Below are 23040 nucleotides of genomic sequence, written 5' to 3' on the forward strand. Positions count from 1 at the left end.
AGGGGCTATTGTCAGGCCATTGAGTCACTGTTGAAAAAGCCACAGGCGGCGTACTGCAGTCTGTGCTGTCACCCGCGGATGTGTTCATGGCCAAGGCACCACATATAAAAGCTGGCCCGCTGGTTTATCTGATCGGCGGGATCGCGCTCGGTCTGTTTTTTCTATTCCTGGCCAGTAGCGCCTGGCAACAACGCGAGCAGCAGTGGCAGGAGCAACTGGCCAGTCAGGCCGAGATTACCCGACGCAGCATTGAACAGAGCCAGGTCGCGCTGCGCAACCAGGCGCTGATGACCGCCCGCAGCCTGGCCGAAGATCCTGACACCCGCCGGCTGATCCGACGCATCAAGGCACTGAGCCAGGCCGGGCCGCAAAACCAGGGCGAGATTCTGCGCCTGCGCGCGCAACTGCGCCGCGATTTCAGCGGAGTCTGGTCGATCCTGCAGCGCGCAGGCGCGCAGGTGCTGGAGGTCCACCTGGCCAGTCCGGCGCAACCCCTGGTGCGCATGCAGCAAGTGCCCGACCCCGTGCTCGGCCTGCCCGCCAACAATCGTCCGCTGCTGCTGCGCGCGCAGACCACGGCACAGGAGCAGAGCGGCCTGGAGCTGGACCAACAGGGCCTGCGTCAGGCCGCGGTGGTACCTGTCCGCGCGCTGGACGATGCCGCCAGCCCCGTGGTCGCCAGCATCGCTGTCGGGTTCTACGTGCTCCCCAAACCTTTCGCCGACAGCCTGGAGGGTGATGCCGAGATTGCCCTGCTGGTGCCACCCTCGGCGGTGGTGGATCAGAGCCTGCTGCCGGCTACCGCCAACGGGCGCTGGCTGCTCGGCCGCTACTCCAACCCCGACATCAACCGCTGGCTGGATGCCGCCGAGCTGCCCACCAGGGTCACCGCGCCCAGCCACCAGCAGGTGCGGGTGGGCGAACACGCCTACCTGGTCACCTGGCTGCCGCTGATACCCGCAGACAGTACCGCCAGTGAGTACCAGGGCGCCGGACGGATTGCGGCCTGGCACGACATTTCCGCCGCCGCCGCTACGCACCGCAGCGAGCAGGCGCGACTGCTGGTCAACTGGCTGCTGGCCTGCCTGGCCACCGCGCTGTTGCTCAGCTTCCTGATGCTGGCCTCACGGGCAGCGCAACGGCGCCAAAGCGCCCGTCATCAGCAGGCGATTCTGGCCGAAAGCCAGCAACGCGAGCGCAGCCGCCAATTACTCTCGATCATCGCCAAGGCGCAATCGGCTTACATTCAGCGTGATCAGATCGAACGGGGCTTCGGCCAGTTGCTGGAGCAGATCCTCGAGCTGACCGACAGCCGTTTCGGCCTGGTAGCGCAGGTCGTACACGACGCCGACTCAGCCACGCGGCTGCACCCCTACGCGCTGACGCTGCAGGACTCGCCGAGCGCCGCGGCGCCGCCCCCGGCCGATCCGGCCGGCGCCGCACGCGTGCTGGCCGACAACCTGCCGCTGTTTGAGCCATTACTACAACGCGGTGAGGTCGTCATGCTGCCGGCGCTGGACAATACCAGCGGCCTGAGCGCGCTGCTGGCCATGCCGATTCACAACGATCAGCAGTTGGTCGGGGTACTCGCGCTGGGCAACCGCAGCGCCGGCTATGACCGCGACATGCTGGCGTTTCTCGGCCCACTGCTGGCCACACTTGGGCAACTGATCCAGGCGCTGCGGCACAACGCCGAGAAACATCAGATTCAGCAACGCCTTGAACGCCAGCGCCATGCCCTGCGGGCGCTCAACGAAGTGGCCGCCGCCAGCGGCATCAACCTGCAGGAACGCCTTGCCCGTACCCTGCAGCTAGGCTGCGAGCACCTGCAGCTCAGCCTTGGCCTGGTCAGCAGAATCGAAGGCGCGGTGTACACCGTCGAAGCCAGCTACGCGGCCGAGGCGCCACCCACGCCCGGCACCCGGTTCGACTTTGACCAGACCTACTGCAGCCTGACCTACCAGGCCAACGACGTGGTCGCCATCGACTCCATGGGCAGCTCACGCTTCAGCGGCCATCCGTGCTATCAGCACTTTGCCCTGGAGGCCTACATCGGCATTCCGCTGCTGGTTGCTGGTGAGCGCTGGGGCACGCTGAATTTTTCCAGCAGTGCGCGGCGCAACCCACCCTTCGATGAGGTGGACCTGGAGTTCATGCGGCTTAGCGCACGCTGGATCAGCAGCCTGCTGGAGCAGGCAGAGATCGAGCAGCAGCGTGAAGACTTGCTGCAACGCTTCAACAAGCTCACCCGTCACCTGCCCGGTATGGTGTACCAGTATCAGCTGTCGGCAGACGGCCAGGCCTGGTTCCCCTACAGCAGTACCGGGATCAACGAAATTTACGGAATTACCCCGGAACAGGCAGCCAATTCCGGCGATCTGGCGCTGGAGCGGGTACATCCGGATGACCTCGACTCGGTCATCGAGAGCATCACCGCCTCCGCCTTGCGGCTGAAAACCTGGCGCGCTGAGTACCGTGTGCGCCATCCGCTCAAGGGTGAGCTGTGGGTAGCCGGTTTTGCCAGCCCGGAGTTACTGGAGAATGGCAGCATCGTATGGCATGGCTTTATTGCCGACATCACCGCGCGCAAGCGCATTCAACTGGCGCTCGCCAGCGAGCAACAGCGCCTGGCGCGGGTCATCGACGCCACCGGCGTCGCCACTTGGGAGTGGGACCTGGCCAGCGATGCCGTGCTGATCAACGAGCGGTGGGCGCAGATGATCGGCTATCAACCCGAGGAGCTGCAGCCGGTGACGGCGCAGACCTGGATCCAACGTATTCACCCCGAGGATCATGCGCACTTCGATCAGCAGCTGGCCGCCCACCTGGGCGGAGAAACGCCGTTCTACAGTTGCCGCTGCCGCGTGCAGCACCGCGACGGCCATTGGCTGTGGGTGCAGGATCGTGGCCAGGTGGTGGAGCGTGATGCCGAGGGCCGGGCAGTGCGCATGAGCGGCACGCACGCCGACATCAGCAACGAAATGCAGCGCCAGGAAGAGATTCGTCAAGCGCGCTCCTTCCTCGACGCGCTGATTGATGCCGCCAGCGAGGTAGCCATCATGGCTGCCGACATGGACGGCAATATCACCCTTTTCAATACCGGCGCAGAAAAGCTACTTGGTTATAGTGCCGACGAAGTGATCGGCAAGCTCTCCCCGGCGGTCTTCCATTTGCCCAGCGAAATACAGCGACATAGCGAGGTATTAAGTGCTGAGGCCGGGCATCCGGTCGAAGGCAGCGAGGTATTTTTCTATCGCGCGCGGCAGGGCGGCTCGGAAACCCTGCCCTGTACCTACGTGCGCAAGGATGGCACGCATCGCCTGGTCAACCTGACCTTGACGCGAATAGCCGACCGCGACGGCGGCCTGGTCGGCTTTCTCGGCATGGCCACCGACATCACCGATCTGATCCAGACCACCCGCGCCCTGCAGAAGAGCGAGTCACGCTACCGCGGCATGGTCAGCAACCTGCCGGGCGCGGTATACCGCTGCCAGGCAGACCAGCAATGGACGATGGTCTACCTGAGCCAGGAAATCGAACGGATTACCGGTTACCCGGCCAGTGACTTCATCAACAACCAGCGGCGCAGCTATGCCAGCGTGATCCACCCAGATGACTTTGACAGCACCTTGCTGGCCAGCGCCGGCGTCAGCGCCGACGACGCCAGCTTCGAACTCACCTACCGCCTGCTGCATGCCCAGGGCCACATTGTGCAGGTGCGCGAAAAGGGTCGCGCCGAATACGACGCCCAGGGCCAGCTGAAGTGGTTCGACGGCTTCATCTGGGATGTCACCGAGCAGGTACGCGTCGAGCAGCTGAAATCGCAGTTTGTCTCGACCGTCAGCCACGAACTGCGCACCCCGCTTACCGCCATTTCCGGTGCCATCAAGCTGATCAATGGCGGTGCACTCGGCGAGGTGCCCGCGGCCATGCAGAAACTACTGGGGATTGCCGAGCAGAACACCCAGTCCCTGAATACCCTGATCAACGATCTGCTCGACATGGAGCGCTTGGCCGCTGGCAAGATTCAATTCGACCTGCAGGTGCAACCCTTGCGGCCGCTGCTGCACAAGGCGCTGGAGCTGAACAGCAGCTACGCTGATCAGTATCAGGTGAGCCAACGCTGCACCACGCTGGACGATGCCTGGGTCAGAGTCGACGCCTTGCGTCTGGGGCAGGTATTGAGCAACCTTCTCTCCAACGCCGCCAAGTTTTCACACAGCGGTGGTGACATCCAGTTGAGCAGCAAAGTAGAGGGCGGCCAGGTGTGCATCAGCGTAACGGATCAGGGCGCGGGTATACCGCCGGCCTTTCACGCGCAGATATTCCAGAAGTTCTCCCAGGTCGACAGCTCCAGCACCCGTCAGCGTGGTGGCTCAGGCCTCGGCCTGGCGATCAGCAAGGAATTGGTGCAACAGATGGGCGGCAGCATCGGTTTTGAGTCCGAGCCGGGAGTCGGCTCGCGCTTCTGGTGTTGTCTGCCGCTGCAATCCCCTCCCAACGACGACGCCCCAGACCGGCGCTCGGACAATCCCGAGGTAACCCCATGAGCGCCACTGCAGCCGAACGAGAGCAGCAACGACTGGGAGCGCTGGCGCAGTACCAGGTCATGGACAGCGCCAGCGAGCAGGCCTTCGACGACATTACTGCGCTGGCGTCGCTGTGGCTGGAGATGCCCATTGCGCTTATTTCGCTGGTGGACGACCACCGTCAGTGGTTCAAGAGCCGGGTGGGGCTCGACGCACTGGAAACCCCACGCGATCTCGCCTTTTGCGCCCACGCCATCGCCCAGGGCCACCTTATGGAAGTGCCCGATGCACGCCAGGACTCACGCTTCAGCCACAATCCGCTGGTCACTGATGCGCCCTTCATTCGGTTCTACGCCGGCATGCCGATCAGTACGCCCCAGGGCCACCTGCTAGGCACGCTTTGTGTAATAGACAACAAACCGAGACAGCTGGATGCGGTGCAACGCGAAACCCTGGAGCGACTGACCCGCATGGTCGAATACCAGCTGGAGTTGCGACTGGCGCTGATTCATAGCGCCGAGCGCGAACGGGAGTTACGCGAGCAACGCGCGCTGGCGGAAGGCGTGCTGGACAACATTCACGCCGGCGTGGTGGTCTGCAACGAGGCGGGCGAGCTGACTATTTTCAATAACACCGCGCGCGACTGGCATGGCCTGGATGTGCTCAAGATTCCGCCTGAGCAGTGGGCCCTGTACTACGACCTGTACCGCGCCGATGGCACCACACCGTTGCCGCCGAACGAGATTCCGCTGCTGCGCGCCTGGCAGGGCGAGCAGGTGGAGAATGCCGAGATCTGCCTGCAGGCTCAGGGTCAGGCGCCGCGCATCCTGCTCTGCAACGGCGGCCCGCTTGAGCGCCAGACTCGTCAGTCGTCGGCTATTGTGGTCATGCACGACATCACCGAGCTGCGCCAGGCCACCCAGCTGAAAAGCCAGTTTCTCGCCACCGTGAGCCACGAACTGCGTACCCCGCTTACCTCACTCAGCGGCGCCATCAGTTTGCTGCGCGGCGGCACCTGTGGTGAGCTGCCCGCCGCCGCCCAGCGCCTGTTGCAGATCGCCCACGACAACGGGCTCAGACTCAACGAACTGATCAACGACCTGCTCGACCTGGAGAAGCTCGAAGCCGGCAAGCTACCCCTGCTGTGCAGCAACCAGCCGCTCCGCCCGCTGCTAGAACAGGTGCTGGAAGCCAACCGACTCTATGCCCAGCGTTACAAAGTGAGCTTGCGACTGCAGGAACCCTGTGCCAATCCTGAAGTGTATGTTGATCCACGTCGCTTATTGCAGGTGCTGAGCAATTACCTATCCAACGCCGCCAAGTTTTCCCATGAGCACGGCGAGGTGATCGTTGAATGCGAGCAACTGACCGATCAAGTCGAAGTGCGCGTGATCGATCAGGGCATCGGCATTGATAGCGCACAGATCGGCAACCTGTTCCAGAAATTCACCCAGCTGGACGTTGGCGATACCCGCCAGCGCGGCGGCACCGGCTTGGGTCTGGTCATCTGCAAGGAACTGATTGAGCGCATGCAGGGCGAAGTCGGGGTATCATCCACCCTGGGACAAGGCGCGACCTTCTGGTTTCGTCTGCCGTTGACCTCGGGTACGGAGCCGCAATGAAGCAGCCGCGTTACAGCCGCCTGGCGATCAAGATACTGTTATTGATTCTGGGTGCCAGCCTGCTCGAAGTCGTGCTCTCCGGCTGGGTAACCCAGCAGGCGTTACGCAGCGACATGCAGGATCTGCTGATCGAGCAGCAGGCACGTATCAATCGCAATGCCGTTGAGCTGATCGACCGCGAGCTGGATATTCGCCAGCAGTTTCTGGCCACCCTGGCAGGTCAGCTGGCCCTCAGCGGCCGGGTCAGTTACCCGGCGGCGGCACGGCTGATCGCCAGCCAGCGCGACAACATCAACGGTTACTTTCCCGGCGGCATTCTGGTGCTCAACGATCAGGGCGTGGCGATCGGCGAATCGACCCACGTGGAGGGTCGCCTGGGAACCCGCTACGCCGATCGCCCGCATATTCAGCAAGCCCTGCGCAGCGGCCAACCCAGCATCAGCAAACCCATCATGGGGCGCACCCTGCGCACGCCCATCATCAGCATCAGCGCGCCGGTCAAGAATGCCGGCGGCGAGGTCATCGGCCTGATCGCCGGCGTGATCGAGCTGGAGCGTGAGAACCTCTTCGATGTGGCCGTGAACCTGACCCTGGGCGTGCCCTCGCGCCTGTTTGTACTGGATACCACGCATCAGATCTACGTCACCGCCACCGATCCGAAATTAGCCATGCAGCCGCTGCCGGACGATGCCGACAGCCCCTTGCTGGCAGCGCTGCGCAGCGGGCAAAAACGGGGGCTGCTGCACAACAGCGAAACCGGCGGCGACGACCTGTTCATTGCCGACGACGTGCCCCACCTGGGCTGGCGCGTGGTCAGCCTGACGCCACTGAAGCAGATCACCGACAAGCTTGAGCCGATTCTCACGCAGAAACTGGTCATCGGGCTGGTGTTCTTCCTGCTGTTGGCGCTGGCGCTGGTACTGCTGCTGCGCCGCGCCATGCATCCGCTCAGCGCCGCGGCCCAGCAAATTACCCAGATGATGGAGGGCGAACGGCCCATCCAGCCGATCCAGATCAACCGCACCGACGAGGTGGGCTATCTGGTGCATGCCTTCAATCAACTGAGCCAGCGCCAGCAACAGCAGGCGCTGGAGCTACAACGCGAGCGCGATCTGCTGCGTAGCCAGTTCGACCAGTCCTCTGATGCCATCGTGCTGCTGGATGTGCACAGCCTGCAGATTCTCGAAGCCAATCCGCAGTGCTCACGACTACTGGGCTACAGCGTCGACCGGCTGCGCGGGCGGCCCTTCGCCGAGCTGCTGGCCGCCGAGCAAGCAGCGCTGCCTGACTTGCTCAGCCAGGCCATGGCCGAAGCCGGGCACTGCAACATGGCGTTGCTGCGTCAGTTCGGCGGCAGCGTGCACTGCGAAGTAACCGCTGCCAGTGTCGGCTTGCCGGATCAGCGCCAACTCATGCTGAACCTGCGCGATATCTCCGAGCGCATGCGCAGCGAACAGCTGAAAAACGATTTTGTCTCTACCGTCAGCCATGAACTGCGCACCCCGCTAACCAGTATTTATGGCGCACTACGGCTAGCTAACAGTGGCGTACTGCACGACCAGCCCGAACAGGCCAGGTCGCTGTTGCAGGCCGCCGAAGAAAACAGCCAGCGACTCACCGCCCTGATCAATGACCTGCTCGACATCGACAAGCTGGAGGCCGGCAAGCTGGAGCTGAGCCTGCAGCCGCTCGATCTCGATCAGCAACTGCAGGACGCGCGGCGTATGCTTGCCTCGACGGCGGATGAGGCTGAGGTGCACTTGCGACTGCCCGAGCCAGGTGGCCAGCGCATCATGGCCGACCCGCAGCGCTTTCAACAGGTGCTGGCCAATCTGCTATCCAACGCCATCAAGTTTTCACCACCGGGGGCTCAAGTCGAGATCGAAACCCAGGCCTGCGAGCAGCAGGTACGCCTGACGATAACCGATCACGGTGACGGCATACCGCTGGCCTTCCAGCCCAATGTCTTCCAGCGCTTTGCCCAGGCGGATGCCACCGCCACCCGACAGCGCGGCGGCACCGGTCTGGGGCTGGCCATTACCCGCTCGCTAGTGCGCGCCATGCACGGCGCCATCGGCTTCAGCTCCACACCTGGCCAAGGCAGCCGCTTCTGGGTTAGCTTGCCCAGAGTACTGCCTGCCAACACTCAAGACCCGCGCCCTGCCGCGCCCGACAGTAATGGATCAAAGGCCCATGAATAAGCTTGAACGTATCATGCACATCGAAGATGACCCGTCGATTCAGGAAGTTGCCCGCGTCGCATTGGAGATAGTCGGCGGGTTTACGGTCAAAAGCTGTGAGTCAGGCGCAGAGGGCCTGGCCGAGGCCCCGAGCTTTGCGCCGCAGCTGGTGCTGCTGGACGTCATGATGCCCGGCATGGACGGCCCGCAAACCCTGGTCGAGCTAAAGAAGCTATCCTGCATGGAAGGCGTGCCAGTGGTGTTCATGACTGCCAAAGCACAAACCCAGGAGGTATCGGGTTACCATGATCTGGGCGCCGCCGGCGTCATCATCAAGCCCTTTGACCCCATGACTCTTTCCACGCAAATCACCGAGATATGGAATAGCTGGCATGACTAAACAGGATCTGATGGACAGCCAGCTGGCGGCCCTGGAAGCACGATTCCGCGAACGGCTGCGCAGCGAACTGGCCGATATGAAGGCGCTGGCTGACCAGTTGCAGCACACCGCCAACCCCGGCGCGCCTGTGCTGCAAGACCTGCGCGACCGCCTGCACAAGCTGGCGGGCTCGGCTGGCACCTTTGGCTATACCGACCTCGGCAGCCGTTGCCGCGAGCTGGAGCAGCAAGCGCAATACGAGCTCGAGCGTGAGCATTACGACCACAAGGCGCTGGATGCCCTGGCCATCGCCACCCAGCATCTGCACATGTTGCTGCAACGCAGCACGCCGGCCGCGCAGCAACCACAAACCTTGAGTACTGCGGCGCGCCAGACCGCGGGCGGGCGCCACATCGGCCTGCTGATCGAAGAGCAGCCGCTGGCGCAGCAGATGAGTAAAACGCTGACCAGCTTCGGTTATCAAATCAGTCTGTTTCGTCACCAGCAGGAACTGGCCAATGCCAGCCCGCCACTGGATGCGCTGATTGTCGATACCAGCCCCAGGGGCCACAACATGCTGTTGCAGGCGCCCTTTGCCGAACGCGACGGGCAGGCCCCACCGCTGCTGGTCATCAGCTCGCAGGACGATTTCATCAGCCGCCTGCAGGCGGTGCGCGCCGGCGCCTGCGGCTTTTTCACCAAGCCGGTAGACCTGCCGTCGCTGGAAAGCCGGCTGGAGCGCAGCTTCAACAACCACCAGGGCGGGCCCTTCCGCGTGCTGATCGTGGACGACGATACCGAGCTCGCCGCGCGCTACCAGTTGGTGCTGGGCAACAACGGCATGCTGGTCGACACCGCCTCGGACCCCAACCTGCTGCTCGAGAAGATGCACAATTTTCTGCCCGACGTGGTGCTGATGGACATCAGCATGCCCGATTACAGCGGCCCCGAGCTGGCCCAGGTGATACGCCTGAATGACGACTGGCTGCGCGTGCCCATCGTCTACCTCTCGGCAGAGACCAATGCCGAACGGCAGATGGACGCGTTGCTCAAGGCCGGTGATGATTTCATTACCAAACCGATCAGCGACAGCGCTCTTCTGACCACCGTCTACGCTCGCGCACAGCGCGCCCGCATGGTCAGTGAAGCGTTGGCCCGCGACAGCCTGACCGGCCTGCTCAAGCACGCCGATATCAAGGAGCAGGTCGATATTGAGATCGAACGCGCCCGTCGCTGTCAGCAGCCGATGGCCGTGGCGATGATCGATATCGACCACTTCAAGTCGGTCAACGATCAGTACGGCCACGCCTTTGGCGACAACGTGATTCGCGCCCTGTCCAACCTGCTGCGCCAGCGCCTGCGCAAGGTCGATCGGCTGGGCCGCTACGGCGGCGAAGAGTTTGTCGCCGTGCTGCCCAATTGCAACACCACCGACGCCTGGCTGATCCTCGAAGAGATCCGCGAAGCATTCAACGCGCTGCAATTCTCCACCGACGAGCATACCTTCTGCTGCAGCTTCAGCGCTGGCATCAGCGGCTGTGAAGAACCCGAATGGGACTGCGACGAGCTGCTGGACCAGGCTGACCGTCAGCTATATCGCGCCAAACACGCTGGTCGCAACCGCATTTGCAGCACCAGCAGAGACGCCGCCGACGACTGAAGTCGGTTACCCGGCAGGGAACGCCGGGATGTTCTTCAGCTGTCCCGCCGTGACCTTGCCCCTCCCGCACCCAAGTGTGTTTTAATCGCCGGCTGATTTCCCGGCCCGGACCCGCCCATGAAGCTCCTCGCCCTGCTGTTTCGCGACAATCGCCTGCCCCTGCTGGGCATCCTGCTGCTGAGTGTGGGCAGCGCCCTGCTGAGCGTCGCCGTGATCGCCTACGTCAACAACCGGCTGATCGCCGGTAGCAGTGACCTCGGCCAGGCCCTGCTCGGCTTTCTCGGCTTGCTGGTGCTGCTGTTGATCTGCGCCACCGCCGCGCAATTGAGCTTGCATGGTCTCAGCCACCGCTTCGTCTATCGCCTGCGCCGCTCGTTGGTGAAACGGGTGATGGATACCGATATCGAACGGCTGGAGCAGATCGGCGGCGCGCGCATTCTGGCCAGCCTGTCGACCGACATCCGCAATATCACCATCGCCTTTGTCGGCCTGCCGGAAATGCTCTACGGCCTATCGCTCACCGTCGCCGCCTTTGCCTATCTGGCCTGGCTGTCGCCGGCGCTGTTTATCACCACCCTGCTGTGGCTGGGCGTGACCTTTGTCGTCGGCTGGCTGCTGGTCAGCCGCGTACACCGCCACATTCAGCGCATGCGCGAGGCCGAAGACCGGCTGTATGGCAACTACCAGGATGTGATCGACGGCCGCAAGGAGCTGGCGCTCAACCGCGACCGCGCGCACCGGCTGTATCAGGAAGAGTTTGACGACAACGCCAACGCCTACAAGCGCGAGATCATCCGCGCCGATATGTACCACGGCCTGTCCGGTAACTGGGCCAACATCATGGTTCTGGGGCTGATCGGGCTGGTGTTCTTTCTCGCTGGCGGGCTGGGCTGGGCCAGCGCCAGCGTGGCAGCCACCTACGCGCTGACCATGCTGTTTCTGCGCACGCCCATGGTCGCCGCCGTGGGCACCCTGCCGCACCTGATTACCGCGCAGGTCTCGCTCGACAAACTCGAAGCCCTGGCGCTGAGCCCGCATCAGGCTGATTTCCCGCCGCTGGCAAAACTGCAACCCGACTGGCAGACTCTGACGCTGGACGGCCTCAACTACCGCTACCCGGCGGAAGAGGGCGAGGGCTTCGACGTGGGTCCGCTGCACCTGCAACTGCAGCGCGGCGAGGTGGTATTCATCATCGGCGGCAACGGCAGCGGCAAATCCACCATGGCGCGCCTGCTGACCGGCCTGTATCGCCCGCACAGCGGGCGTATCCTGCTGGACGATCAACCAATCGACGCTGACCATTGGGTCGCCTACCGCCAGCTGTTCGCCAGCGTGTTTACCGACTTCCACCTGTTCAGCCGTCTGCTTGGGCCCGCCGGCGAAGAGGCCGACGCCGAAGAAACCCGTGACTGGCTGACCCGGCTGCACCTGGACCGCAAGGTGCGCGTGGCCGCCGGGCGGCTGCTCGATACCCGCCTGTCGCAGGGCCAGCGCAAGCGCCTGGCGCTGCTGCTGGGTCTGCTCGAACACCGCGACGTGCTGCTGCTCGACGAATGGGCCGCCGATCAGGACCCGCTGTTCCGCCGTCTGTTCTACCGCGAGCTGCTGCCGGCCCTCAAGGCCGCCGGCAAGACCGTGGTCGCCATCACCCACGACGATCACTATTTCGACCAGGCCGACCGTATTTTGCGCATGGACAACGGCCAGTTGTTGGAGCTCAACGCAGAGCAACGACGCCAGGCCAGCAGTGACAGCCTGTTGCTTATATAAATGATAATGGTTTAGTTTAAGGCCCCGCTTCATCACCCCGGGGCCGTCCATGACCGCTGTTGCCCACCCACTGCCAAAGATCCCCTGCGTGCCCTTCACCGTCGCCCCCGTGCCAACGGCTGACACGCCGGCATGATTGCCGCACTTGCTTCACTGTTTCAGGGCCCGCTGGCGCCCTTGGGCGACTGGCTGACGCTGGTCGATGACCCAAGGCCAGGTATCAGCATGGCCGACTACCTGAACAGCGAGCAGCTGAGCGACCAGTTGCAGCGCTTTGCCCCGCAGTACGTCAATGCCGATCAACGCGCGCTGGTCTCGCTCTGGGGCAAGTACCACTTCATGCGGCTGGTGGCGCCGGTGGTCACAGCCAGCCTGCTGGCCAACTGGCGGCTGCCGGTGCACTTCAACGAGGTCGCGGTGATCGTCGGCGACGACGGCCTGCCCAGCGCCTTCAAACTGCCGGATCAGGGCGCGGCCTGGTCAAGCGGGCCGCGCGACGGCTTCAGCCGCTTTGAAAGCCTGTTTGATGGCCACCTGGATGTGCTGATCCGCGACCTGGCGGCGCGTTACAAGGTCGCGCCCAAGGTGTTCTGGAGCAGCGTGGGGCATTATTACGAATGGATTGTCGAGGAGGTGGCCAAGCTGCCGGTCGCCCCCGAGCGGCTGGCGCAGGCGCGGCAACTGATCAGCGACAGCAGCCGGCCAGATGGCCTGCGCAACCCGCTGTATGGCTGCGTACGCTACCGTGAACGCGCCGGTGCGCCTGAACTGCACCGCGAGCGCAAGCATTGCTGCATTCGCTATCTGCTGCCAGACAAAGCCCTGTGCAGCAACTGCCCGCACCTGGACAAACCACCGGCTGGCTACGACCCGGCGGGGCGCAGCGACTGATCATCCGCTCAGCCGCCGTAATCCCGCTCGACCCGCGCCACGCGCACCTTGAACCCGGCGTACCAGGTGTTATGCCCCAGGCGCTGGGCTTCAAGGTGCTCCGCGTTTTGCTTCCAGTTTTTTATCGCTTCTTCACTCGCCCAGTAAGACACCGTGATACCCAGGCCCTCGCGCGCGGACTCTACGCCGAGAAAGCCCTCCTGGCGGGCTGCCAGCGCCAGCATGCGCTCAGCCATCGCGCCATAGCCATGGTCGCCGTCGGTACGCAGCGAACTGAAGATGACCGCGTAATACGGTGGTTCTGGGGTTTTTGCCATGCCCGACATGCGTTTCTCCTGACGTTCAGGCGCCTACTTTTGCCGCCAGCTCAAGCGTCAGCTCGGCTGCCGTTATAGCCTTGCAGCCGCTGTTGTTCTGACCCGACCAGAGCGGTGAAAAATCGCTGCTGCCGCGTTGCTCGGCCGCGCTGCGCAGCGGCGTGATGGCGCCACCGGCCAAGGGGAAGGGTGGTGGCGTCTCGCTGAGCGGCCCCAGCTCGCGCATCACCCGATTGACGATGCCGCGCGCCGCACCACCGGAGAACAGATTGGTCAGCGCGGTGTGCTGCGCCGCCTCGCTCTGCAATGCGGCGCGATGCAGCTGGCTGGTGGTCGCCTCCGGGCACAGCAGGTAACTGGTGCCCAGCTGCACACCGGCGGCGCCCAACGCCATGGCGGCCGCCACGCCATCGGCATCGGCGATTCCGCCGGCGGCAATCACCGGAATATCCAGCGCCGCGACCAGTTGCGGCAGCAGCGCGAAGGTGCCCATCTGCAGGCTCAGGTCAGTGGAGAGAAAGTGGCCACGATGGCCGCCGGCTTCCAGCCCCTGGGCGATGACGGCGTCCGCGCCATGGGCCTGCAGCCAACGGCCCTCCGCAAGGGTAGTAGCGGTCGACAGCACCTTGCCACCCCAGCCCTTGATGCGCTCGATGATTGCCGCCTCCGGCAGGCCAAAGTGAAAGCTCACCACCGGCGGCCGGAAAGGCGCGATCAACTCCAGCGTGGCGGCATCGAACGGGCGGCGACCGGCGCCGGCGCTGATGGCCTCGATGTCCAGGCCCAGCTCGGCATAGTAGGGTGCCAGCGCGGCGCGCCACTGCTGCTCGCGCGCCGCCTCGGCCGGCGGGTTGCTGTGGGCAAAGAAGTTCAGATTCCAGGGGCCTGCCGCCTCGGCGCTGAGCAATTCCAGCTCCTGCACCAGGGCTTCGGCACTCAGCATGGCGCAGGGCAACGAGCCCAGGCCGCCAGCGCGGCACACCGCCAGCGCCAGCGCGCTGTTCTGCACCCCAGCCATGGGTGCCTGAATGATCGGCAGACGGGTACCTAGCAGCGGTTCAATGCGCATGGGGTTGCTCCTGATTCAAGGGTTGGCTCGGGCGGTTTAAGGCTTTACCACCGCTGCTGCCCATTGTGCTGGTAGCGCCGCTGCAAACCAAGCCGCAAAAGCTCAGGGCGCAGACACAGCCGCCGCTGCAGGGAGTGACCACGGAGCTGGGCTTACCTGGGCCGATAGAAGGCGGCGTTTCTGGCCGCTATCCAGCTGCGCGCGTATGCCAGTACATCAGCGGCCAGCGTGACGGGGAAATGAATCACCCCGTGCGGCGAAGACGGCAGAACATGACATTCCACCTCGGCTGACCTGCACCACCGCTCGGCCAACAGACAGCTATCGTCCAGCAGCGGGTCCTGCTCGCCGGCAAACATCAGGGCCGGCGGGAAGCCGGTAAAGTCGCCATGCAAGGGCGACAAGGGCGACGCGCGGCGTTGCTCGTCGCTCAACTCCGGCGTCAGCATGCGCATGGCATCCACCATACCCGGCCCGTCCAGCAGCAGCGTGTCTGGCGGCGCGGCGCGCACACTCGGTGTGCCCGTCAGATCGTACACCCCGTAGTAGAGCAAAGCCCCCTTCACCCGTGCCAACAGCGCTGGCCAGCGTTTCAGCTGGAGCAAGGTCGCGACCGCAAGATGGCCACCGGCCGACTCACCCACCACGGTGACCGGCAGGCCGGCAAACTCGCTGTTGGTATCGTCCAGCAGCCAGCGTGCGGCACACAGACAGTCCTCAATCAGCGCCTCCATAGGTGCTGAGACAGCAAGCCGGTAATCGACCGAGACGACCGCTACCTCGCACTCCTTCACCATGGCGATATTGAATTTGTCATTCATCTGCGCGTTGCCGATCACCCAGGCACCACCATGAATATCCAGCACCACGCCCTTTGCCCTGGTCGCGGGCCGGATGATCCGCACCGACACCGCCACACCGTCTATCTCGACCCGCCGCGTTTCCGCCCTGAGGCCGTGCTTGCGCAGCCGCCAGGCAGCGCCCAGCTGACTGACGCGCAGCAAGCCTTGCACCAGACGGAGCACCGCACGATTGAACAATTTCAAGCGCGGCAGCCGTGCCAGCTTTTTATTGAAAGCCTGCACCTGCTCCAGCTGCTGCGGGCTGGCGGGCCAGCGCATCAGGTACGCCGGCTGGCCGCTCATCACCAACTGTTCCGGCGCATGATGGCGAAGTTGAGCGCCGCCGCCACGCTAAGCCAGCCGAGATAGGGCAGCAATAGCAGACCGCTGATGACATCCAGCTTGAACGCCAGCAATACCATCATGGCGACCACCAGCCAGAGCACGGCGATGATAAGCATCGCGGCGAACAGCCGGTGCGCGCCGAAGAATACCGGAGTCCAGAGCGCGTTAAGGGCGATTTGCGCCGCCCACAGGGCCAGCAGCACCTGGCTGCCGGGGATCGCCACCAGACGATGACCAACCCAGGCCAACAGCAGATAGATAAGCGTCCAGGCCACCGGAAACGCCCAGTTGGGCGGCGTAAAACCGGGCTTGTCCAAGGTCTCGTACCACTGCCCCGGTTTGAAGATGATGCCGGTGGTGGCGGCCGCGCCGCAGGCCAACAGAAATATGAAAAAAGTCATGGTCTATCCTTGGCTGAAGTCAGCCGCCAGAAATGAACAGGGTTTTTACTCCACTGTTCAATGACTCGTTTGCGTGGCGATAAATTCCATTGATCCGCGATTTACCCCCCTGGCAGCGGGCCGATGCCCCTTCCCTGGGCGCCTGCCCGGCTGGCGCCAGCGGCCGATTGCCTATCAGCGCCTGTGCCTCGCCTGGTGACTCCACCGCCACCCGCTGCCGTGGCGGTCGCCCGACCAGGCGGAATTATTGCGGCCAACACCGGTCTCTTGCTTACCACTTGAAGGGGCGCGCAGCCCGCAGGGGTTACTGCGCCGCCATCCTGAATCAGCCTGCGAGCGATACCGATTACCGCCGCCGGCTCTGCCACCAGCGAGGAGAACACCGCATGATGAATTCGACTTCCGAGAGCAGCATTCCCCCTATCGGCATGGGTACCTTCCGGCTCAAGGGCGATGACGCCTACCAGGCCGTCAGCACGGCGCTGGAACTGGGGTATCGGCACATTGATACCGCACAGATCTACGGTAACGAGCAGGATGTGGGCCGCGCCATTGCCGACAGCGGCGTGCCGCGCGGCGAGCTGTTTGTCACCACCAAGATCTGGACCGACAACTTCGGCGAAGGCAAGCTGATCCCCAGCCTGCGCGAAAGCCTCGACAAGCTGCAGCTCGACCAGGTCGACCTGACGCTGATCCACTGGCCCTCACCTGGCGGCAAGGTGCCCATGCAGGAATACCTGGGTGAGCTGATGAAGGCCCGCGAGCAGGGCATGACGCGGCTGACCGGCGTTTCCAACTTCACCATTGATCAGCTCAATGAAGCCTTTGAACTGGTAGGGCCAGACAACATCGCCACCAACCAGATAGAGATTCACCCCTTCCTGCAGAACCGCAAACTGGTCGAGTTCGCCCGTGAAGAGGGTTTGCACCTGACCGCCTACATGCCACTGGCGGTAGGCAAGGTGATGAAAGACGAAACCCTGGACCGCATCGCCGAAGAACACGGCGCCACGCCGCCGCAGGTGGTCATGGCCTGGCTGATGCTGCAGGGCATCGCGGTGATTCCATCCTCCACCAAGCGACTGCATCTGGAGAGCAATCTGGAGGCCGACCGCGTGAAGCTCACCGCCGATGACCTCAACTTCATCCGCGAGCTGGACAAGGGCGAGCGTATTGCCAACCCGGACTTTGCGCCCGAGTGGGACTGAGCGGTCGCGCGCTTTATTTGAGTCAGGAAAGCTCATGGCCGGGATGGAGCCCGGCACTCGCCGCGTGCCGCGCTAACCATTGCAGCGACGCTGGGGCTATTGCTCCTGCAACGCCGGCAAGTCGCGGAACAGCTCAAGCGCCTCGGGATTGGCCAGCGCATCGGTATTCTTTACCGCCTGGCCGTGCACCACATTACGCACGGCCAGTTCGACAATCTTGCCGCTGCGGGTACGCGGGATATCAGCCACGGCGATGATCTTCGCCGGCACGTGACGCGGCGTAGTGTTGCTGCGGATTACCTGGCGTATCTCACCCGCCAGCGCTTCATCCAGCAACACACCATCACGCAAGCGCACAAAGAGCACGACCCGCACATCACCCTGCCACTGCTGACCAATGGCCAGCGATTCCAGCACCGCCTCGACCTTCTCTACCTGCCGGTAGATCTCCGCCGTGCCGATGCGCACGCCGCCGGGGTTAAGCACGGCATCCGAGCGACCGTGGATCAGCATACCGCCGTGGGCGGTCTCTTCGGCGTAATCGCCGTGCGCCCAGACGCCGGGGAAGCGCTCGAAGTACGCCGCGCGGTAGCGACTGCCGTCCTCATCCTGCCAGAAACCCAACGGCATGGAGGGGAAGGGGCGCGTGCAGACCAGCTCGCCCTTGGCAGGCCCTTGAAAACCTACCTGCGTTGCCATCGCGGCGTTAAAAGCAGGCTCAGAATGCTCATTTACACCACGTAAACTGCGCTTCTTCGCCTGCTTTTGCCTTGCGCTGCCTGCCTCGCCTACGCTTTTCAACAACCTGCTACTAATAGCTTGCCCATCGTCATCCCACACTTCAACGGCCATACCCAGCCCCTTGCTCTGTAACTCGCCGCGCCAGACCGGCAGCGTCGGGTTGCCCAGGGCAAAGCAGGAAAAAATGTCGGTGCCGCCGGAGATCGACGACAGGCACAGATCGCTTTTGAAGCAGCGGTAGACGTAATCAAAACCTTCGTGCGCCAACGGCGAACCGGTGGAAAGCACGGTTTTCAGATGGCTTAACCGATGGCTGGCGGAGGGGTCCACGCCGGCCTTTTCCAGCGCGGCGAGATACTTGGCGCTGGTGCCGAAGATACTAATATTTTCCGCATCGATCAGGTCGATCAGCCACTCTGCTGAGGGCTCAAACGGTGAGCCATCATAGAGCGCCAGCGTCGCGCCCAGCGCCAAGCCGGAGACCAGCCAGTTCCACATCATCCAGCCGCAGGTGGTGAAGTAGAACAGCACGTCATCGCGGGTCAGGTCGGTGTGCAGCCCGTGCTCTTTCAGGTGCTGCAGCAGGGTGCCGCCAGCGCCGTGGACGATGCACTTGGGCACGCCGGTGGTGCCGCTGGAGTAGAGAATATAGAGCGGGTGATTGAACGGCAGGGCAGCGAACAAGGGTTCACCACCGGGCGTACAGGCACGATTCCAGGTGACGCAGGGCACAACGGATTCAAAATCCGCTGGCTCCGCCGGTACGCCGCCGTAGGGCACCAGAATCAGCTGCTGCATGCCAGTAAGCTGCGGCAGTATCTCGCGCAGCTTGCTGCTCATGTCCAGTTGCTTGCCGGCGTAGCGGTAGCCGCTGCAGGCAATCAGTACCCGCGGTTCGATCTGGCCAAAGCGGTCCACTACGCCCTGGATGCCAAAGTCCGGCGAACAGGACGACCAGATAGCGCCGATGCTGGCGGCGGCAAGCATGCCCACCACCGTCTGCCAGGTGTTGGGCATCAGCGCGGCGATACGGTCACCGGGTGCCACGCCCAGCGCCAGCAGATGCCGCTGCAATCCGGCCACCCGGGCAGCCAGCTCAGCGTAGCTGAGTTGCTCGCGCTGACCGTCTTCACTGATGGCCACCAGGGCCGCGTGGTCATCGCGCCGGCGCAGCAGGTGCGCGGCGAAATTCAGCTCGGCGCCAGCAAACCACTCGGCACCGGGCATGGCATCCGGGTTACGCAGCACCTGCTGCGCCGGCTGGCTGAAATCCACCGCAAAGAACTCGGCCAGCAAGGCCCAGAACGCCGCCGGTTCATCGATACTCCACTGGTGTAGCGCGGTGTAATCGGCCAGCGCCAGCCCGTGTTGCTGATTGACCCGGCGACGAAAGGCGTCCATCTGCGTGGCCGCTACGCGCTCGGCTGAGGGCGACCACAAGGGCGTGCTCATGCCTGCTCCCGCGCCAGCAAGGCCCGCGCCACGCGCGAGCCGTTGGTTTTGCCGAGCACGTTGCAGATGTGCTGACCGGCCTGCACCAGCGCGGCCATATCGACGCCCGTCTCGATACCCAGCCCGTTGAGCAGGTAGAGCACGTCTTCGCTGGCGACGTTGCCAGTCGCGCCCTTGGCATACGGGCAACCGCCCAGCCCGGCGACCGAGCTGTCGAACACCGCCACGCCTTCCAGCAGGCTGGCGTGAATGTTCGCCAGCGCCTGCCCGTAGGTATCGTGAAAATGCCCGGCTAGCAGGCGGCGGTCGATGTCTCGGCCGACCACCTCGATCAGCCGCCGGGTATCGCCGGCGGTGCCGACGCCGATGGTGTCGCCGAGCGAGACCTCGTAGCAGCCGCTGTCGAGCAGCTCGCGGGCAATCGCGGCGACCTGCTCCGGCGCCACGTCGCCATCAATCGGGCAACCGAGCACGCAGGAGATATAACCGCGTACCCGCACGCCGTGCTCCCTGGCCGCCGCCATAATCGGTTCGAAGCGCTGCAGACTCTCGGCAATCGAGCAGTTGATGTTCTTCTGGGAAAACCCCTCGCTGGCCGCGGCAAACACCGCCACTTCCTTCACACCGGCTTCCAGCGCGCCTTCAAACCCCTTGAGGTTGGGCGCCAGCGCCGCGTAGGTCACGCCGGGCTGTTGCTGTATCGCGGCAAATACCTCGGCCGAGCCGGCCATCTGCGGCACCCACTTGGGCGAGACGAAGCTGCCGACTTCGATATAGCGCAGCCCGGCAGCGCTCAGGTCATCGACCAGGCGTACCTTGTCGGCAACGCTGATCGGCTGTTTTTCATTCTGCAGGCCATCGCGCGGGCCCACTTCGACCAGTCGCACCTGTTGCGGCATGCTCATGCCGTTGCCTCCTCAGCAAGCGGTTGCAGCGCCACCAGCACCCGGCCTTCCTCGACCAGATCGCCCTCGGCGCAGTGAATCGCCGTGACCTCGCCGGCCTCGGCAGCGCGAATACTGTGCTCCATTTTCATCGCCTCGACCACCACCAGCAGCTCGCCGGCAGCCACCTGCTGACCCGGTTCGACCAGCACCCGCACCACGCTGCCGTTCATCGGTGCGGTCAGCCCGCCGTGGCCGTGTTGCAGCGCTTCCACCTCGCTGATCGGGTCTACCTGCGTGACCCGCTGCAGCTGTCCGTCCCACTCGACAAACAGCCACTGACCGCGGCGCTGCACGGCGCGGCGACGGCCATCGACCAGCAACTGATCGCCCAACAGGCTGACACCCGTAGCGGGCAGGGCGCGTGCCTCGGCCTCGCCACAGCGCAGATGCAGGCGCTGCTCGCACGCCAGCCCAAGGCGCAGGCCGCAGGCCGCGGCCCAGGGGCTGTGCGGGTCATCGGCACGCGCAGCGGTAGGTGCCGTCAGCAGCCAGGCACGCGCGGCCAGCGCCCAGAAGGCGTCGGGCAACGGGGCGGGCGCGGGCAGCAGGGCGTCGGCATGCCGACCAATAAAACCGGTATCCAGCTCGGCGGCGGCAAAGGCCGGATGCGCCAGCACCCGGCGCAGGAAGGCGAGGTTGCTGTGTACCCCGCCCAACTGTTGCTCGGCCAACATCGCCAGCAAACGGCGGCGGGCGGTTTCCCGGTCTTCGCCCCAGGCAATCAGCTTGCTCAACATCGGGTCGTAGAACGGCGAGACGCGGTCGCCCTCGACCACCCCGCTGTCGACCCGCCGCCCAACGCCCGCCGCTGGTTCGCGGTACAGCGTCAGCTCGCCACTGGCGGGCAGAAAGTCCTGCTCCGGGTCTTCGGCGTAGAGCCGCACTTCGATGGCGTGGCCGTGCAGCACAATCTGCTCCTGGCTCAGCGGCAGCGGCTGCCCTTGCGCCACACGCAGCTGCCAGGCGACCAGATCTTGCCCGGTGATCAGCTCGGTCACCGGGTGCTCGACCTGCAGACGGGTGTTCATCTCCATGAAGAAGAACTCGCCGCGGGCGTCGAGCAGAAACTCCACGGTACCGGCGCCAACATAGCCGATGGCGGGTGCGGCGGTGACCGCCGCCTCGCCCATCGCCCGACGCAATTCGGGCGACAGGCCGGGCGCCGGCGCCTCTTCCACCACCTTCTGGTGGCGCCGCTGGATCGAGCAGTCGCGCTCGGCCAGATACACCGCGTTGCCGTGCTGGTCGGCAAACACCTGAATCTCGACGTGGCGCGGCTGCAGCACGTATTTCTCGACCAGCATGCGCGCATCGCCGAAGGCGGCCTGCGCCTCACGCTGGGCCGACGACAGCGCCTCACTCAGTTGCGCCTCGCTCTCGACCACCTTCATGCCCTTGCCGCCGCCACCGGCGGCGGCCTTGAGCAGCACCGGATAGCCGATCTTGGCGGCTTCGACGCGGAAGGTCTCCAGCGCCTGATCGGCGCCGTGATACCCGGGCACCAGCGGCACCCCGGCGGCGTCCATCAGCGCCTTGGCCGCCGACTTGCTGCCCATGGCGTCAATCGCGCTGGCGGGCGGGCCGACGAAGATCAACCCGGCGGCGTCGACCGCGCGGGCGAAATCGGCGTTCTCGGAGAGAAAGCCGTAACCGGGGTGAATCGCTTGGGCACCGGTGGCCTGGGCCGCGGCGATGATCGCCTCAACCCGCAGATAACTCTCGCTCGGCCGCGCGCCACCCAGGTTGACCGCCTGATCGGCGCAGCGCACGTGCAGGGCGTCGCGGTCGGTATCGCTGTGTACCGCCACGGTGGCGATACCCAACTCGCGCGCGGTGCGCATGATGCGGCAGGCAATCTCGCCGCGGTTGGCAATCAGCAGGGAATCAATCATGGCTCGCGCACCAGTCGGGTTGGCGTTTTTCCAGGAAGGCCGACAGGCCCTCCTGACCTTCGGGGCTGATCCGCACCCGGGCAATCGCTGCCTCGGTGTAGCGGCGCAGCGGGGTGCTCATTTCACCCAGCCCGACTTCCTGCAGCAGCGCCTTGGTGGCCATCATCGCCTGCGGGCCGTTCTGCAGCAGGTTGCCGATCCACCGCGCCAGCGCCGCATCCAGCTCGGCCGCCGGATAGCACTCGGCGAGCAGCCCCAATTCGCGGGCGCGCAGGCCGTCAAAGCGTTCGGCGGTCAGCGCATAGCGGCGGGTAGCGCGGGCGCCGATGGCCTGGGAGACATAGGGGCTGATCACCGCCGGCAGCAGGCCAATACGCACCTCCGACAGGCTGAACAGCGCGTCGTCCGCGCCAATCGCCATGTCGCAGCAACTGATCAGCCCGAGCGCGCCACCAAAGGCCGCGCCCTGCACCACCGCCAGCGTCGGCACCTTGAGCTGCGCCAGCGAGGCCATCAGCTGGGCCAGCTCGCGGGCGTCGTCCAGATTGGCGTTGTAATCCAGCGCCGCGCAGTCGCGCATCCAGGCCAGATCGGCACCGGCGGAGAAATGCTTGCCGCGGCCGCGCAACAGCATAAAGCGCACCGCCGGGTTAGCCGCCACCGCATCCAGCGCATCCAGCAGCTCGCGGATCATCTGGGCGTTGAAGGCGTTGTTCTTGTCAGGGCGCGCCAGCCAAAGGGTGGCAATGCCCTGCGCGGAAAATTCCAGTTCCAGGGTGTGGTACTGACTCATGG

16 protein-coding genes are annotated in these 23040 nt (G+C 64.4%); 8 read left to right on the forward strand and 8 right to left on the reverse strand.

Annotated elements, in window-relative coordinates; all coding sequences use genetic code 11:
* The first annotated feature begins 86 nt into the window (after window positions 1-86).
* From BLU26_RS11665 to fhuF, 7 genes are all read left to right on the forward strand, one after another.
* Complete coding sequence (locus tag BLU26_RS11665) at window positions 87-4550, forward strand: PAS domain-containing protein (RefSeq protein WP_092286855.1); 4464 nt, start codon at window positions 87-89, stop codon at window positions 4548-4550.
* Window positions 4547-6151 (forward strand): sensor histidine kinase, encoded by a 1605-nt coding sequence (locus tag BLU26_RS11670; protein ID WP_092286858.1) that lies wholly within the window; start codon window positions 4547-4549, stop codon window positions 6149-6151. The genes BLU26_RS11665 and BLU26_RS11670 overlap by 4 nt, the downstream gene beginning before the upstream one ends.
* Window positions 6148-8352 (forward strand): ATP-binding protein, encoded by a 2205-nt coding sequence (locus BLU26_RS11675; protein WP_092286860.1) that lies wholly within the window; start codon window positions 6148-6150, stop codon window positions 8350-8352. The genes BLU26_RS11670 and BLU26_RS11675 overlap by 4 nt, the downstream gene beginning before the upstream one ends.
* Window positions 8345-8731 carry a response regulator gene (locus tag BLU26_RS11680; protein WP_092286862.1) on the forward strand — a complete coding sequence of 129 codons (387 nt, stop codon included), beginning with the start codon at window positions 8345-8347 and terminating at the stop codon, window positions 8729-8731. Before BLU26_RS11675 ends, BLU26_RS11680 begins: the two co-directional genes overlap by 8 nt.
* Window positions 8724-10370, forward strand: coding sequence for a diguanylate cyclase (locus BLU26_RS11685; protein WP_092286864.1), 1647 nt, complete (start codon window positions 8724-8726; stop codon window positions 10368-10370). Before BLU26_RS11680 ends, BLU26_RS11685 begins: the two co-directional genes overlap by 8 nt.
* 117 nt (window positions 10371-10487) lie before the next feature.
* A complete protein-coding gene (locus BLU26_RS11690) occupies window positions 10488-12140 on the forward strand; it encodes a multidrug ABC transporter permease/ATP-binding protein (protein WP_092286866.1) in 1653 nt (550 codons plus the stop codon).
* 132 nt (window positions 12141-12272) lie between these two features.
* Window positions 12273-13031, forward strand: a complete 759-nt coding sequence (gene fhuF, locus BLU26_RS11695; protein ID WP_092286868.1) for a siderophore-iron reductase FhuF — start codon at window positions 12273-12275, stop codon at window positions 13029-13031.
* A gap of 8 nt (window positions 13032-13039) precedes the next feature.
* Here fhuF and BLU26_RS11700 read toward each other — a convergent pair whose 3' ends face one another.
* The 4 genes from BLU26_RS11700 to tspO all read right to left on the reverse strand — a co-directional run bounded on the left by BLU26_RS11700 (window position 13040) and on the right by tspO (window position 16005).
* Window positions 13040-13357 (reverse strand): antibiotic biosynthesis monooxygenase family protein, encoded by a 318-nt coding sequence (locus BLU26_RS11700; protein ID WP_092286870.1) that lies wholly within the window; start codon window positions 13355-13357, stop codon window positions 13040-13042.
* 16 nt (window positions 13358-13373) lie between these two features.
* Window positions 13374-14417 carry an NAD(P)H-dependent flavin oxidoreductase gene (locus BLU26_RS11705; protein WP_092286872.1) on the reverse strand — a complete coding sequence of 348 codons (1044 nt, stop codon included), beginning with the start codon at window positions 14415-14417 and terminating at the stop codon, window positions 13374-13376.
* 152 nt (window positions 14418-14569) lie between these two features.
* Window positions 14570-15562 (reverse strand): alpha/beta hydrolase, encoded by a 993-nt coding sequence (locus BLU26_RS11710; RefSeq protein WP_092286874.1) that lies wholly within the window; start codon window positions 15560-15562, stop codon window positions 14570-14572.
* Window positions 15562-16005: a tryptophan-rich sensory protein TspO gene (gene tspO / locus BLU26_RS11715; protein WP_092286876.1), complete on the reverse strand. Its 444-nt coding sequence runs from the start codon at window positions 16003-16005 to the stop codon at window positions 15562-15564. The genes BLU26_RS11710 and tspO overlap by 1 nt, the downstream gene beginning before the upstream one ends.
* A 386-nt stretch (window positions 16006-16391) precedes the next feature.
* Here tspO and dkgB point away from each other — a divergent pair, with 386 nt between their 5' ends.
* Entirely contained in the window at window positions 16392-17213 is an 822-nt protein-coding gene (dkgB, locus tag BLU26_RS11720) for a 2,5-didehydrogluconate reductase DkgB (RefSeq protein WP_231701936.1), read from the forward strand.
* Between the two features lie 96 nt (window positions 17214-17309).
* Here the strand turns inward: dkgB and BLU26_RS11725 are convergent, their stop codons facing one another.
* From BLU26_RS11725 to BLU26_RS11740, 4 genes are read right to left on the reverse strand one after another with little or no spacing between them, the layout of a single operon-like run.
* Window positions 17310-19406 carry an acetoacetate--CoA ligase gene (locus BLU26_RS11725; protein ID WP_092286878.1) on the reverse strand — a complete coding sequence of 699 codons (2097 nt, stop codon included), beginning with the start codon at window positions 19404-19406 and terminating at the stop codon, window positions 17310-17312.
* Complete coding sequence (locus tag BLU26_RS11730; RefSeq protein ID WP_092286880.1) at window positions 19403-20311, reverse strand: hydroxymethylglutaryl-CoA lyase; 909 nt, start codon at window positions 20309-20311, stop codon at window positions 19403-19405. The genes BLU26_RS11725 and BLU26_RS11730 overlap by 4 nt, the downstream gene beginning before the upstream one ends.
* The gene (locus BLU26_RS11735) at window positions 20308-22245 is read right to left on the reverse strand and encodes an acetyl/propionyl/methylcrotonyl-CoA carboxylase subunit alpha (protein ID WP_092286882.1); all 1938 of its coding nucleotides are present in this window, start codon (window positions 22243-22245) and stop codon (window positions 20308-20310) included. The genes BLU26_RS11730 and BLU26_RS11735 overlap by 4 nt, the downstream gene beginning before the upstream one ends.
* Window positions 22238-23038: a gamma-carboxygeranoyl-CoA hydratase gene (locus BLU26_RS11740; RefSeq protein WP_092288466.1), complete on the reverse strand. Its 801-nt coding sequence runs from the start codon at window positions 23036-23038 to the stop codon at window positions 22238-22240. Before BLU26_RS11740 ends, BLU26_RS11735 begins: the two co-directional genes overlap by 8 nt.
* Between the last annotated feature and the right edge of the window lie 2 nt (window positions 23039-23040).

Source organism: Halopseudomonas sabulinigri (genome assembly GCF_900105255.1).
GTDB lineage: Bacteria > Pseudomonadota > Gammaproteobacteria > Pseudomonadales > Pseudomonadaceae > Halopseudomonas > Halopseudomonas sabulinigri.